The 13881-nt window shown below is 61.1% G+C and carries 12 protein-coding genes; 5 read left to right on the top strand and 7 right to left on the bottom strand.

Annotated elements, in window-relative coordinates; all coding sequences use genetic code 11:
* Positions 1-83: 83 nt before the first annotated feature.
* Both minD and minE read left to right on the top strand, forming a co-directional pair.
* Complete coding sequence (gene minD, locus ELH03_RS28635) at positions 84-899, top strand: septum site-determining protein MinD (RefSeq protein ID WP_018448670.1); 816 nt, start codon at positions 84-86, stop codon at positions 897-899.
* Positions 896-1156 carry a cell division topological specificity factor MinE gene (gene minE, locus ELH03_RS28640; RefSeq protein ID WP_003574994.1) on the top strand — a complete coding sequence of 87 codons (261 nt, stop codon included), beginning with the start codon at positions 896-898 and terminating at the stop codon, positions 1154-1156. The genes minD and minE overlap by 4 nt, the downstream gene beginning before the upstream one ends.
* A gap of 43 nt (positions 1157-1199) precedes the next feature.
* Here the strand turns inward: minE and ELH03_RS28645 are convergent, their stop codons facing one another.
* The 4 genes from ELH03_RS28645 to ELH03_RS28660 all read right to left on the bottom strand — a co-directional run bounded on the left by ELH03_RS28645 (position 1200) and on the right by ELH03_RS28660 (position 5017).
* On the bottom strand, positions 1200-1580 hold the full coding sequence (locus ELH03_RS28645; protein ID WP_128404464.1) for a DUF6481 family protein: 381 nt from the start codon (positions 1578-1580) through the stop codon (positions 1200-1202).
* A gap of 135 nt (positions 1581-1715) precedes the next feature.
* On the bottom strand, positions 1716-1940 hold the full coding sequence (locus ELH03_RS38155) for a hypothetical protein (RefSeq protein WP_027687567.1): 225 nt from the start codon (positions 1938-1940) through the stop codon (positions 1716-1718).
* Positions 1941-2167: 227 nt separating this feature from the next.
* Positions 2168-2377 carry a cold-shock protein gene (locus ELH03_RS28655; protein ID WP_003548109.1) on the bottom strand — a complete coding sequence of 70 codons (210 nt, stop codon included), beginning with the start codon at positions 2375-2377 and terminating at the stop codon, positions 2168-2170.
* A gap of 270 nt (positions 2378-2647) precedes the next feature.
* On the bottom strand, positions 2648-5017 hold the full coding sequence (locus ELH03_RS28660; RefSeq protein ID WP_130767058.1) for a trimethylamine N-oxide demethylase: 2370 nt from the start codon (positions 5015-5017) through the stop codon (positions 2648-2650).
* Between the two features lie 249 nt (positions 5018-5266).
* Here ELH03_RS28660 and ELH03_RS28665 point away from each other — a divergent pair, with 249 nt between their 5' ends.
* Positions 5267-7051 carry a trimethylamine N-oxide permease gene (locus tag ELH03_RS28665; protein ID WP_130767059.1) on the top strand — a complete coding sequence of 595 codons (1785 nt, stop codon included), beginning with the start codon at positions 5267-5269 and terminating at the stop codon, positions 7049-7051.
* A 108-nt stretch (positions 7052-7159) separates the two neighbouring features.
* On the opposite strand, the gene ELH03_RS28670 is transcribed toward ELH03_RS28665, so the two are convergent.
* The 3 genes from ELH03_RS28670 to ELH03_RS28680 form a co-directional block, all read right to left on the bottom strand.
* A complete protein-coding gene (locus ELH03_RS28670; RefSeq protein ID WP_027687564.1) occupies positions 7160-8191 on the bottom strand; it encodes an aldo/keto reductase in 1032 nt (343 codons plus the stop codon).
* A 221-nt stretch (positions 8192-8412) separates the two neighbouring features.
* A complete protein-coding gene (locus ELH03_RS28675; protein ID WP_130767060.1) occupies positions 8413-9681 on the bottom strand; it encodes a flavin monoamine oxidase family protein in 1269 nt (422 codons plus the stop codon).
* Between the two features lie 63 nt (positions 9682-9744).
* Entirely contained in the window at positions 9745-10257 is a 513-nt protein-coding gene (locus tag ELH03_RS28680; protein ID WP_130767061.1) for a MarR family winged helix-turn-helix transcriptional regulator, read from the bottom strand.
* Between ELH03_RS28680 and ELH03_RS28685 the strand changes: the two genes are divergently transcribed.
* Together ELH03_RS28685 and ELH03_RS28695 are read left to right on the top strand one after the other, a co-directional pair.
* Positions 10258-11148, top strand: a complete 891-nt coding sequence (locus tag ELH03_RS28685) for a haloalkane dehalogenase (RefSeq protein ID WP_130767062.1) — start codon at positions 10258-10260, stop codon at positions 11146-11148.
* A gap of 557 nt (positions 11149-11705) precedes the next feature.
* Positions 11706-13847, top strand: a complete 2142-nt coding sequence (locus ELH03_RS28695; RefSeq protein WP_130767063.1) for a caspase family protein — start codon at positions 11706-11708, stop codon at positions 13845-13847.
* Positions 13848-13881 lie beyond the last annotated feature (34 nt).

Below are 13881 nucleotides of genomic sequence, written 5' to 3' on the forward strand. Positions count from 1 at the left end.
GCAGCGCCGCGCGTCTCTTCGAGAGCCGCAAAGGACGCTTTAACACTTTGAATTACTGGGGCCACGGCAAAGGAGAGACAATGATGGGGAAAGTGATCGTCGTCACGTCAGGCAAGGGCGGGGTTGGCAAGACGACCTCGACCGCCGCATTGGGAGCGGCGCTGGCGCAACGCAATGAAAAAGTCGTCGTCGTCGATTTCGACGTGGGCTTACGCAATCTCGACCTCGTGATGGGCGCCGAACGCAGGGTCGTCTACGACCTGATCAATGTCATCCAGGGCGACGCCAAGCTTACCCAGGCGCTGATCCGCGACAAGCGGCTGGAAACGCTGTTCCTGCTGCCGGCCTCGCAGACGCGCGACAAGGACAATCTGACGGCCGAAGGCGTCGAGCGCGTCATCAACGACCTGAAGCGCTATTTCGACTGGATCATCTGCGACAGCCCCGCGGGGATCGAGCGCGGCGCAACGCTTGCCATGCGCCATGCCGATGTTGCCGTGGTCGTCACCAATCCCGAGGTCTCGTCGGTGCGCGATTCGGATCGCATCATCGGCCTGCTGGATGCCAAGACCGCCAAGGCCGAACGCGGCGAGCGGATGGAAAAGCACCTGCTGCTCACCCGCTACGACGCCAATCGCGCGGAACGCGGCGACATGCTCAAGGTCGACGACGTCCTGGAAATCCTTTCCATCCCGCTCCTCGGCATCATACCCGAAAGCATGGATGTTCTGCGGGCATCCAACATCGGTGCGCCGGTCACGCTGGCAGACAGTCGCAGCGCGGCTGCTATGGCCTATTTCGATGCCGCTCGCCGGCTCGCCGGTGAGACGGTGCCGATCGCGATCCCAGAGGAAAAGAGGAATATTTTCGGCAAGATCTTCGGACGGAGGGCGGCATGAATATTTTCCGTCTTTTCAACAAGCAGAGAACCGCACCGGCCGCCCGCGAACGGCTGCAGGTCCTTCTCGCCCATGAACGTTCCTCGGCGGGGTCGGACCTCGTCTCCCTGCTGCGCGAGGAAATCCTTGCGGTGATCGCAAAGCACGTGCAGCTCGACCACGACAAGGTTCAGGTGACGATCGATCGCAACGAATACGTCTCGACCCTTGAGATCGACGTCGAAATCCCGCTGAATGCAGCCGTGCAGGCCGCGTGAACGACAGCGCGCTGCCTGTTGCGACAACAGGCAGCGCTGACAGTCAGGACTTTCTGGCTTTGCGATTGGCGTAACGCAGGTCGCGTTCGGCCTTTCGGGCCGCTTCATCGGCAATCACACGAGCGATCCGGTCTTTGTCAGCCGCTTCGCGCGCGTCGACTTCAGCGCGCGCTGCGGCCTCGGCGGCAGCCTGACGTTCTGCTTCCGCGGCCTGAGCCCGCTCCAGCTCCTCGAGCTTGACACGTTCTCGCGCAGCGCGACGTTCTTCCCTGGCCGCGGCAATGGCTTGACGCTCCGCCTGCTTTGCCAGCCGGGTGGGTTCGGCCGTATCCTTGGCGTTGCGATACGCATTGAGGAGAGCGGCCTTGGCTTCGGCAGCTGCGCTGCGGCGATCGGAAAGCTCGTTGTTTCTGGCGTTTTTCAAATCTGTTTCCTGACTGTTTGACTTCGACCCTACAGCGCCGCGCGTCTTCAGACGCGCAAAGGGCGCTGCAATATTTTTAACTACCGCATGATTTATCCTGAAATCGAATCCGATTTAAGGAATTATGCGGCAGGGTCAGATTTTCTTTTTCCGCTTCGCGGCAGGCGCAGTCGTCGCTGTCAAGCGATCCTGCAATTCCTTGGCCTCACGGGCCTCGCGTAACCGCAAGGTTTTTTCCTCGCGGGCCCGCACTGTCGAGTCGATCTCTTCGACCGCGCGGCTTCGCTCCAAGAACTGCGACTGCACGTTTCCGAAGGCAATCTCCGCCTGCTTGCGTGATTTGCTGTGTGTCTCTGTCATATTCTTCCCGGATTTTATTACAGCGCCGCGCGTTTTTCAGACGCGCAAAGGACGCTGTAACGCTTTGAATTACTGCATAATTCCTTAAATCGATTCCGCGTTTAAGGAATTACGCAGCAGCCCGCTGGCCGACTCAGCAAAAAGGCCAGGCAACGTGCCTGACCTCAATAGTATCATGCTTTCGACAATGCCGGTACATCCGCGGTCAAAGGAAAGCTGATGTCAGTTCAGGCAGCTTGGAGATTGCAAGCGGACATTTTGCCCGACTTGTTATCGCGCTCAAGCTCGTAGCCGATCTTCTGGCCTTCGACGATTTCACGCATTCCAGCGCGTTCGACGGCAGAGATGTGGACGAAGGCGTCAGCGCCGCCGTCGTCAGGCTGAATGAAGCCGAAGCCCTTGGTGGAATTGAACCATTTAACTGTGCCAGTGGTCATAACAAACCCTTTCATAGCAATTGAACGACCGCACGTGCGGAAGCACGACGGATGATGATCTCGATTTTGAAGAGGGAAGTTCGTCCAGGGCACGTTGCTAGCGTGCGATAACAAAAGTCAAACAAGCAATATCGACTACCGAGATATAGTCATTCAACCTGAATTTGTCAACTTTTAGTTTTTCAGGAATGCGCACTCACCATCAGGTTGCATCTCGATCGCTTTGCATGCCGAGACGCCAATCACCGTCCTCGACCCTAAAAGCAGGCATTATGAGCGTGGCAACGTCTTCTGCGGGTCGTAATGCGAAAGCGGCACGATCGTCGCCGGCAGGCGCTTCTGGTGGCCGTCGAGCTTGCCGATCTCGACCTCGGTGCCGGGGCTTGCATGCATCACGTCGATGCGGGCGAGCGCGATCGTCTTGCCGAGGATCGGCGAGCGCGTGGCGCTGGTGATAACGCCGACCTGGGCGCGGCCGATATGGATGCAATCGCCATGGCCGACGGCCTCGTTGGCCTTGATGTCGAGGCCGACGAGCAGATGGCGCGGATGCTCCTTGCGCCGGATCAGCGCCTCGCGGCCGATGAAATCGTCCTGCTTGGATTTCAGCGGCACCGTGAAGCCGATCCCGGCCTCGAACGGGTCCGTCTGGTCGGTGAATTCGTGATGGGCGAAGATCAGGCCCGCCTCGATGCGGACCATGTCGAGCGCCTCCAGCCCCATCGGCTTCAACCCGTGCGGCTGCCCTGCCTCCCAGACGGCGTCAAACACCGTCAGCGCATCCTTCGGATGACAGAAGATCTCATAGCCGAGTTCGCCGGTGTAACCCGTGCGCGAGACGACGACGGGGGCACCCTCGAAGCCGCCGATGCGGCCGACGGTGAAGCGGAACCATTCGAGCTCGCCGATCGTCGGCTGGCGCGGCGCCGTCCAGATGATCTCCTTCAGGATATCGCGGCTTTTCGGACCCTGCAGGGCGATATTGTGCATCTGATCAGTCGAGGAGCGGACCCAGGCCTTGAAGCCTTTCTTCTCGGCCTGCTGGCGCAGCCATATGCCGCTGAAATCATCGCCGCCAATCCAGCGGAAGTTCTTGTCGCCGAGCCGGAAGAGCGTCCCGTCATCGATCATGCCGCCGTTTTCGTAGCACATGGCGGAATAGACGACCTGGCCGGTCGACAGTTTGCGCACGTCGCGCGTCAGGCAATATTGCAGCAGCTCCTCGGCATCCGGCCCCGTCACCTCGAATTTCCGCAAGGGCGAGAGATCGATGACGGCGGCGCGCTCGCGGCAGGCCCAGTATTCCTCGACCGGCCCTTCGCTGGAAAAGCGGTTCGGCAGCCAGTAGCCGCGATATTCGGTGTAGTCCCGCGTCAACGCGGAGAGGCGGGGATGGAAGGCGGTTTCGCGTGTCAGTTCAGCGTCGGCATCTGGGGTCATGCGATAGGCTACCGCTCGTGAGAATTTCTCTTTTCCGGAAAAGGTGCGGACGTGGATATCCGTCGGATCCCAGCCGTTCGCCGCGTCGATATCGTCAGGGCAGGACGAAGAGACGCAGACGAGGTCGGTCAGCGCCCGCATCAGCACGTAATCACCAGGGCGCGACCAGGGCTCGTCGAGATAGAGCTGGTTGTTGTGGTCGATATTGGTGTTGTAGAAATAGTTCAGCGCTTCCCAGCCCTTGCGGCCGGCAATGCCGTAGGGCGCCAGCGCCGCGTTGAAATTATCCGTACAGTTGACGTGGCCGGGATAACCCATGTCGTCGTAATAGCGCGAATTGCAGGCGGTCGCGAAAGCGTCGTGACGCCCGACCGTATCCTGAACGATCTCGACCAGCGGCTCGAAGTCGCGGTCGAAGGCCTTGGAGGGCAGGCCCGGCATCGGATAGCTGCGGCCGAGCAGCGTGCGGGTGACGGTGGAATCAAGCGCGAGGTCGAGACCCTTGTCGACCTTGCGGGCGGCAAAAGCCTGGAAATCCGTGCACTGACGTCCATAGACGTCGATGATCTGGATGAATTCGCCGGCCCGCACGAAATAGGCTGCGGCGGTCGCCGCCCGGATGCGGATGTCCTCGACCGGATCGGCGGCCGGTTCCGGCAGGGCGGCGGCATAATCGCGGATCAGCAGGCTGCGTTTGATCCTGATCTCGATCGGCGTCGCCGTATCCTGCGCCTCCGGCGACATGGCGCTAGCGGGTGCTGCGACGATCAACAGGCCCTTCAGGGAGATCGTGAATTCCGCCCGGCTGCCCGGCGTCGATCCAGCCCCGAAGATGCTGAGCGCGCCGGCCACCGCCAGATCGGCGCCGCGACGCTGAAGTGCTGCTCGCGTGCGGGCAGCACTCTCATCCTCCGCCTGAAGAATGGCCTTCAAACCCTCGGCCGAATTGCTGAATGCCGTTCCGAGACCGGCCGCCAGGAAGCGCCCTTTCTCATCGAGGAAAGAGATCTCGCAGACCTGTCCGCCCTCGCTGTCGATAACGCTGACGCGGTCGCCCGGCTCGACGCGCACGACGACCGATCCACCGCCCTTTGCCCTGTAGCGCTCGGTTCCCTCCGGCAGGGTGGGAATGCCGGGATAGTGCACGAGGCTCGGAGCCGCCGGCCGCAGGCCCGTCATAGCAGGATGAAGTTCTCGCATACTGCCCTCATGGGAGGATCGGGCGTCCTCGGACACCCACCCATACAGGTTACAAAATGCGCCAGGAAAGTAAAGTCGAGTTGACTAAAAAGAAAAAATCTTCACTATGCATCAAGAGTTGAGACTCGGAGAATCCGTCGGGAACGCGGATCGCCAAAATCATCCGGGCCGGCTTGAGACTGTCAGGGAGACACGTTCAGGGAGACGTACAAAGATACGTCCGGAACAATAGAATGGGGAATTTCACCGATGACAGATGTTGTGGAGGCCGGGATTGCATCCGGCACCGAAGGTAAGCTTGTACGTGCGCTCGACTGGAAGGGCGCATTCTGGGTGGCTGCGGGCGTGCCGCCGCTCGTTCTTTTCTCCATCGGCGGCATCGCGGGCACGACAGGCAAGCTCGCCTTCGTCGTCTGGATCATCTCGATGGTGATGGGTTTCTTGCAATCCTTCACCTATGCCGAAATCGCCGGCATGTTCGCCAACAAATCCGGCGGTGCTTCGGTCTATGGCGCCACCGCCTGGCTGCGCTATTCGAAATTCATCGCGCCGCTGTCCGTCTGGTGCAACTGGTTTGCCTGGTCGCCGGTGCTGTCGCTCGGCTGCGCCATCGCCGCCGGTTACATCCTCAACGCATTCTACCCGATTCCCGCGGCGGATTCGCAGATGGTCCTCGACTGGATCTCAGCGCATGCCGCTTCCATCACGGCCGACAGCCCCCGCGTCGCCGAATATATCGCAGCCCATGCCGGCACCACGCCGGATGACGCCGTCAAGGCGTTGCTCAGCACCGACGGTATCGCCGCACTGACGCCGGCGATCCGCAGCTGGTCGCTCTTCAGCTTCAACATTCCCTTCCTTGCCACCGCCAATATCAACGCCACCTTCTTCATCGGCGGCATCCTGATGCTGATCATCTTCGCGATCCAGCATCGCGGCATTTCGGAAACGGCAAGCGTGCAGAAGTGGCTGGCAATCATCGTGCTGGTGCCGCTGCTCATCATCGGCCTCTATCCGATCGTCAGCGGCCAGATCCTTGCCGCCAACGTCACCGGTCTCGTGCCGCCGACAGCCGCCTATGCCGCCGTCGACGGCACCTGGAGCAACGGCGGCTGGACGCTCTTCCTCGGCGGCCTCTATATCGCCGCCTGGTCGACCTACGGCTTCGAGACGGCGGTCTGCTACACTCGCGAACTCAAGAACCCGAAGACCGACACCTTCAAGGCGATCTTCTATTCCGGCCTTGCCTGCTGCCTGTTTTTCTTCCTCGTGCCCTTCGCCTTCCAGGGCGTTCTCGGCCATACAGGCATGCTGGCCCCCGGCATCGTCGATGGCACGGGTGTTGCCGAAGCGCTCGGCGGCCTGATCGGCGCCGGCCGCGTCGTCACCCAGCTTCTCGTCGTACTGATGATCATGGCGCTCTTCCTCGCCATCATGACGGCGATGGCCGGCTCATCGCGCACGCTCTATCAGGGCTCGAAGGACGGCTGGCTGCCGAAATATCTCGACCACGTCAACGAGCACGGCGCGCCAACGCGGGCGATGTGGACCGATTTCGCCTTCAATCTCTTCCTGCTGGCGATCGCCTCCGATGTCGGCGGCTATTTCTTCGTGCTCGCCGTCTCGAATGTCGGCTACATCATCTTCAACTTCCTGAACCTCAATTCCGGCTGGATCCACCGGATGGATTCCGGCCATATCGAACGCCCCTGGAAGGCGCCGACCTGGCTGATCGGCCTCAACACCGTGCTGGCTTTCGTCAACGCGCTGTTTCTCGGTGCCGGTGCCAAGGTCTGGGGTTATTCCAATGCGCTCTGGGTCGGCTTCATCTTCGCCGCCCTGATCCTGCCGGTCTTCGCCTATCGCCACTATGTGCGCGACGGCGGTAAATTCCCGGCCGGTGCGATGGAGGATCTTGGTCTCATCGGCCAGGATCTCGGCGTCAAGAAAGCCGGCATCCTGCCCTATCTCGCGCTCGCCGCGGGCCTCGCGATCGTTCTGATCGCCAACGTGATCTTCCAGCTTCCGGCCTAAAATCGCCTCCCAAGCAGAAAGGCCGAAAAGCCGCCATGGAAACATGGCGGCTTCTTCATTGGTGGTTGAAGACCGGGCGAGACGGCTCATCCGGTTATAGACGGAAGCTCAGCGGCCGCCCTCGATCTTGCGGTGGCGCTGGTTGATGCCGCCCTTGCCATAGGGATAGTCGAGTGGCTGAGGGGCGCTCACATCGTTCAGTCTCGCCATCTCGTCGTCGGAAAGCTTGAGCTTCATGGCGCCGAGATTGTCGGCGAGCTGCTCCGGCGTACGGGCGCCGAGGATGACTGACGTAATCGCCGGCCGCGCCGCCGTCCAGGCGAGCGCCACCTGCGCCATGCTGACGCCATGCGCCTTGGCGATTTCCTCGACGACGCCGATGATCGCCCAGGTTCGCTCCAGCGCATTGCGCGGCGCATAGGATTCACCGCCGCGATTGGGGTTTTCGCCGAGGCGGGTGGCGCCCGTCGGCATCTCGTCGCGCTTGTACTTGCCGGTCAGCCAGCCGCCGCCGAGCGGCGACCATGGCAGCAGGCCCATGCCGGCATCCTGGCAGGCCGCGACGATCTCGAGCTCGATGTCGCGCACCAGCAGGTTATATTGCGGCTGCAGCGTCACCGGGCGGGTATAACCCCGCGCCTTGGCGATCTCCGAGGCCTTGGCGATGTGCCAGCCGACATAATTGGAGAAGCCGTAATAACCGATCTTGCCGGATGAAACCGCATCGTCGAGGAAGCGCAGCGTCTCCTCGATCGGCGTCAGCGCGTCCCAGGCATGCATCTGGTATAGGTCGATCTGCTCGAGGCCGAGGCGGCGGAGCGAATCGTCGAGCGCCTGGCCGAGATGCCGGCGCGACAGGCCGATATCGTTGGGTCCGTTGCCCATCGGAAAGCGCCCTTTGGTGGCGACGATCGCCTGGCGGGCCTCGGTCGGGCGCGCCTTCAGCCAGCGTCCGATGATCTCTTCCGACTTGCCGGCGCTGTAGACATCGGCGGTATCGATGAAATTGCCGCCCCAGGCGAAATAATCGTCGAGCAGCTTGTGCGAGGCGGCCTCATCAGCCTCCGCGCCGAAGGTCATGGTGCCGAGGCAATAGGCGGTGACGACGGTCCCGCTGGGACCGAGCTTGCGATAGTCCATTTCTTCCTCCTCATGCGGATACCCGCAGCCGACACGCAAACGGTCGGGGTAGAAGCCGGGGCTCCTGCAATCAATGACAATATTGTGCTTGAGGCGGCCGCTTGCCGCCGGATGACGTATAGCGCCCCAGGCTGGGAGCACAGGGGCCGGGGGGAGCATAACCAATCCCGCCCGCGCGACAAGTGAGAAAAAAATATTCCTGCCGTTGTGGCCGGCGACGATCACGGACTTTGCGAAAACGAGCCGGCGATCAGATCGGCTGCGGCGACACCGGTCTCGTAGGCGCCGTGCGCCGTCGAATAACGCGACTTCGAACAGGCTTCGCCGGCAAAGAAGATCCGCTCGTCATGTGGCGCGGCGAGACGGCCGCGCAGATCGGAGGCGCCGGGTTCGGCATAGGAATAGGAGCCGCCGATATGGGGTGTTGCGGCCCAGGCCGACATTGCCGCCACCGACAATTCCTTGCGGATGTCCGCGCCGAAATGTGCCGCCAGTTCATCTCCGGCGAAGGAGAAGGCAGCCTCTCTGCCTTGCCCCTCCAGATCATGCGCGAGGTTGCCGGCAAAATAGGCCTCGACGACGGGCGCGCCGAACGGCCGCAGCTGATAGGTGCCGGTCGCGCCGCGACTGGCAGAGCCGAGCATATGGGTGTCCGCCGGCAGCGCCTCCTGATTTGCGAGCCTCAGGAAGAGCTTGTCGGCGAGCCCGAGCGGCAAACGGGCCGCTGCCTCGATCTTGTCAGGCAAAGGCGGGTCGAAGGCGATCTTGCCGGCGGCAAGCACATTCGTCGACACGGTTACCAGCACCGCGCGGGCACTGAGCACACCCTGGTTCGTCTCGATGCCGATACGGCCGGCGTGACGATGGTCGATGCGTGTCACCTCGGTGCCGAGCTTTGCCCGAACCGGCTTGCCGTAAAGCGAGACCAGCGTTCCATAGCCCTCGCGTACCCGCCAGTCAGGGCCAGGGCCGGGATCATATCTGTTGTAATCGACGACCGACGACCGCTCCAGTTCGGCGCCGGTGATATAGGTGCCGATCGCCCGGATCTGGCCATTCCAGGGATTGCCGGGCTCGAGCATATCGGCCATGGCTGCATCATTCCCCTCATGGCTCTCGAGACGCTCGAAATAGGCGCCGATTGCCTCCCTTGCGGCATGCGCCTCCGCGTCATCCCGCTGAAGCCGCCGTCCGCCATCATTCCAGGGCGCCGGCGTGCGGTCGACCGTCAGTCCGACCTCGCCGGCGATGGCAGTCCAGGCATTGGTCCGCGCGCCATGCAGCCAGCCGCAGCCGAGATCGAGCGCGATATCGGCGTCAGCCAGTCCGACCGTCCAGGCGCGCCCGCCGAAACGGTCGCCGGCTTCAAGCAGGAGGATGGAAAGATCCGGGCGGATTGCCTGCAGGCGGCGGGCGGCGGCGATGCCGGCGGCACCGGCGCCGATGATGACGACATCCTCTTCGGCGCCCTTGCTGTTGTCACCCGGCATGTATTTTCCTTCGGTCGTGCGACGGTTAAGTGGAAAGGGTCGTCTCAAGCCAGCCCCGCTTCGCTATTGCAGCTGCTCCAGCAGCCGCCGGAGTGCTGTCCGCAGATCGTCCATCTGCTGCGGGCTGGTCAAAGCCCCCCAGCTTTCATCGACGCGGCGGCCCGCCGCCATTGCGATCGGCCTGACCCCCTGGCCTTTTTCCGTCAGAAACACCAGCCGGCCACGCCGATCGTTCGGATCGGGCCGGCGCTCGACATAACCCAGGCGCTCGAGTTCTTCCACGGCCTGCGTCATCGTCTGCTTACGAACCCGGGCGAGCTTGGTCAGCTCGCTGACCTGGATGCCCTCGGGCCGCGCGAAAGTGAAGACGTTGGCATGCGGCGGGCGGATATCGCCATAGCCGGCCTCATCGAGTGCCGCTTCGACGGCCTGTGTCCAATGCTGATGGACCAGACGCAACAACAGGCCAAGGGAAGAAGACGACATGAAACCCCGCGCAGCAATATAGACAGGTAACTGTCTATATGATAAATGGACAGCTGCCTGCCTATATAGCACGAAAGCGCGGAGCTCCATATGCCGACCATCGATATCCTCACCTCGTTCATCTCCTACGAGGAGCTGGGGGAGGGCGACCCGATCGTCTTCCTTCACGGCAATCCCACCTCATCGCATCTCTGGCGGAACATCATGCCCGGTATCGGGCCTAGCCGCTGCCTGGCGCCCGATCTCATCGGCATGGGACGATCCGGCAAACCCGACATCGGCTATCGCTATGGCGATCACATCGCCTATCTCGACGCCTGGTTCGATGCGCTTGACCTCGACGACGTCGTGCTCGTCGGTCACGACTGGGGTGGCGCGCTGGCATTCGACTGGGCTTCACGCCACGCCGAGCGGGTGCGCGGCATCGCCTTCATGGAAACCATCCTGCGGCCGATGAGCTGGGAGGATCTGCCAGGCGGCGGAAAGGCGCGTTATGAACTGTTGCGGGGTGCGGGAACCGGCGAGGCCAAGGTCCTCGACGAAAATTTCTTCATCGAACAGGCCTTGCGCGCGACCACGCTGAAAGGGCTCAGCGATGCCGACTGGGATGTCTATCGCGCACCCTATCCGAACCGCGACAGCCGGCGCCCGCTGCTGGAATGGCCGCGCGCCATGCCGATCAACGGCGAGCCGGCCGATGTGGTCGCCAGGATCGAGAGCTATGACCGCTGGCTTTCTGCCAGTCATCAGACTCCCAAGCTGCTGCTGATCTTCGACGGGCCTGCCGAAACGCTGTTGATCGGCAGCGAGATGATTTCGTGGTGCCGCGACAACATCGCCGGCCTGGAGATCAGAGGGTGCGGGCCGGCGCGCCACATTGCTCCCGAGGACCAGCCCGAGGCGATTGCCGCCGAAATCAAAAGCTGGATCGATCGGAAGGGGCTCAGAACAGCACAGCGGAAGGTCGCCTCTCAGGCATAAAAATCTGCGTCTGCGTCACCGTGACTGCGACATGACAGACTGTTGCAATGTTGAGCCGGTTCATGGGTGGGATCAATCAACCACTGTGAAGGTCCAATGCCACGTTTCGATCGACGACGCTTTTCTTCTTGCCTGGCTTCGCGCGCCGCTGCGCATTGCTTCGATCACACCGTCAGGTTCCCGCCTTGCTCCCTGCAACGGGAAATTCGACAGAGAACAGCCGATTTCGATCAGAGGTAAGTCTGTTTTCGTCCCTCCGGATAGTCACCAACCACCCATATGGAGCTCTGAACGTCTAAGCGATCAACTGGTCGAATCGAGGCTCACTTTCCACGATCGACACGCGAAGGAGATCTTTGTCAACTTCAGCAATTGCGGCAGATCGATTTATGTATTGCAGAAAGGCTATCGCTTCGTGTGTAAACAGGTAAATTAGCAGATATTTCGGCGACAAATATACTTCCTATTTTCAATCGTACGGGTGGCAGGCGGACAAGCAACGTTTGAGGCTTTGCACCGATGGATTCGGGCACGGCCTTTCCATGGGAGCGATGGTGATGGTGTTCACATTTGCGCAGGGGCGGGGCCCACGTTTCCTCATCTGCCTATTTCTGCTAATCGCGTTTCAAATCTTGGCGTCACCTGCTCACGCAGAGAAGCGCGCTGCAATCGTCATCGGTAACAGTGACTATCCCTTTGCGCCGCTGAGCAATCCTCACAACGACGCCAAGCTGATCGCGAATACCCTGACTGAATTGAATTTCGACGTCCTTCTGTTTTACGATCTGAAGAAAGAAGCGGTCAAAGACCTGAAAGAGACCATCCGCACCCATCTGATCGGGGCCGACATTGCCGTGTTCTACTATGCCGGCCACGCCTTGCAGGCAAGTGGCCGCAATCTGCTGCTGCCAGTGGATGTCGATACCAGCTCGGCGCAAAAAGTCGTCGCGGATGCGGTCGCCCTCAACGACCTCATCGATATTGTCAAGGACGATCCAGTCGGACTGAAGCTCTTCATTCTTGATGCGTGCCGCAACAATCCGGCTGCAAATTTCGAGGGTCTTCATCAGGGGCTGGCGGATACCGAGGCCGGCAGCGGACAGGTCCTGATGGCTTACGCGACCAGCGCCGGTGAAGTTGCTTATGATGGTACTGGGCTGAACAGCCCCTATTCGTCGGCGCTCGCCAATGCCCTGCAGCGACCGAATCTGGATGTCTACGACACGTTTCGAACAGTTCGCGGCGATGTCAGGCAAGCCACCGGCAATGCCCAAATACCGTGGATCACCGGCTCGATCGAAACACGGTTCGTGTTCCGGCCACAGGCAGCCGTTCTCAACGCAGACCCTGTCGTTCCGCCCACGGAAACGTCTAGTCCGGTTGATATCGACGAGGTACTTTGGACCTTCATTAAGGATAGTCCAGATCCTGCTGATTTCGAGCGCTTCGCCAAAATCTTTCCCAACAGCGCGCATGCGGCGGAGGCGGAAGAAAAGAGCCGTGTCCAGGTTGCCGCCCTTTCCAAACGCGGGCTCTATGTCCGCGAAAGCTTGGTGGCCTCCTCCATTGCCAGTCAGGCGCCGAGCGCAGACGACGCCGAGGCCAAAGAATTCGTGTTCCAGCAATCCGGCGAGCGAGCGGTGAGCGAAACATTCCGGATGTGGCCAAGCGTCTTGCCCGAGGTGGCCGGCGGGATGCGCAGTCTTGTCACCGACTGCGATCTCTACGGTGCCGACCCGAACGATCCCCAGCGACAGGTACCAGGGGTCAGCAATGGCCTCGTCAATGTGCGCGACGCATTACGGGCCTGCGCCTTTGCGCTTGCTGCAGATCCGAACAACGCAAGACTGCAATATCAGCTTGGTCGCGTTCTCGAGATCGCCGGTCGGTACAATTGGGCGGAATATTTCTACAAGATCGCCGGCGGTCACCAGTATAGCGCCGCTCTCGTCAATCTCGGCTACATGGCTCGCATGGGAATCGGCCGCAAGGTCGACTACGATCAAGCCCTCTCCTACTACATGGCGGCCGCAAAAATGGGCAACCTGCGTGCACGCACAAATGTCGGCACCGCTTATATTCTTGGCCAGGGTGTCTCGAAGGAGCCAGAAGAAGGGGTTCTCTGGTATCGTCTTGCCGCATCCAGTGGTTGGGCCAACGCAATCACGGCGCTGGGTGACTGCTACAGGCTGGGCACGGGTGTAAAGCAGGATGCCACGCGGGCCGTTGCACTTTACACTGCGGCAGCCGACACGGGCCAGATCGACGCCATGGCAAATCTGGGTCAGGCCTACATCAGCGGAGAGGGCATCAAGAAAGATCCCGCACGCGGCCTGGAGACTCTGCTGAAGGCAACGGACATGGGCAACAAATACGCCCCCTACTATGCCGCAAGGCTGTACCTGAAAGGCGCCGATAAACTTCCTGCTGATCGAAACCGCGCGCTCTCCCTCTTCAAGCTGTCGGCCGACCGTGGTCTTGAACTCGCCAACCTTGATCTTGCCTTCGGCTACGACAAGGGCAGCTTCACGGGAAAGGCGGATGTGCCGCTTGCATATTATTATGGCGTTCTGGCGGAGAAGCTGGGCGTTAACCGGGCCGATGAAGCGCGCGCGGCAATCGCCAAAAAGCTTGACGCTGCAACGCGGCAAAAAATGGAAGCGCAGGTCGATCTCTTTGTGGAGCAGAACGGCAAATGACAGCCGCGCAACTGACGTGAACAATGGAGCATCG

It is taken from the genome of Rhizobium beringeri (assembly GCF_004306515.1).
Classification (GTDB): domain Bacteria; phylum Pseudomonadota; class Alphaproteobacteria; order Rhizobiales; family Rhizobiaceae; genus Rhizobium; species Rhizobium beringeri.

Coding starts and splice junctions, on each gene's coding strand:
- ELH03_RS28670 (WP_027687564.1), bottom strand. CDS start 8,191: ATGGACTATCGCAAGCTCGGTCCCAGCGGGACCGTCGTCACCGCCTAT.
- ELH03_RS28685 (WP_130767062.1), top strand. CDS start 10,258: ATGCCGACCATCGATATCCTCACCTCGTTCATCTCCTACGAGGAGCTG.
- ELH03_RS28695 (WP_130767063.1), top strand. CDS start 11,706: ATGGTGTTCACATTTGCGCAGGGGCGGGGCCCACGTTTCCTCATCTGC.
- ELH03_RS28660 (WP_130767058.1), bottom strand. CDS start 5,017: ATGCGAGAACTTCATCCTGCTATGACGGGCCTGCGGCCGGCGGCTCCG.
- minE (WP_003574994.1), top strand. CDS start 896: ATGAATATTTTCCGTCTTTTCAACAAGCAGAGAACCGCACCGGCCGCC.
- ELH03_RS28665 (WP_130767059.1), top strand. CDS start 5,267: ATGACAGATGTTGTGGAGGCCGGGATTGCATCCGGCACCGAAGGTAAG.
- ELH03_RS28655 (WP_003548109.1), bottom strand. CDS start 2,377: ATGACCACTGGCACAGTTAAATGGTTCAATTCCACCAAGGGCTTCGGC.
- minD (WP_018448670.1), top strand. CDS start 84: ATGGGGAAAGTGATCGTCGTCACGTCAGGCAAGGGCGGGGTTGGCAAG.
- ELH03_RS28680 (WP_130767061.1), bottom strand. CDS start 10,257: ATGGAGCTCCGCGCTTTCGTGCTATATAGGCAGGCAGCTGTCCATTTA.
- ELH03_RS28675 (WP_130767060.1), bottom strand. CDS start 9,681: ATGCCGGGTGACAACAGCAAGGGCGCCGAAGAGGATGTCGTCATCATC.
- ELH03_RS38155 (WP_027687567.1), bottom strand. CDS start 1,940: ATGACAGAGACACACAGCAAATCACGCAAGCAGGCGGAGATTGCCTTC.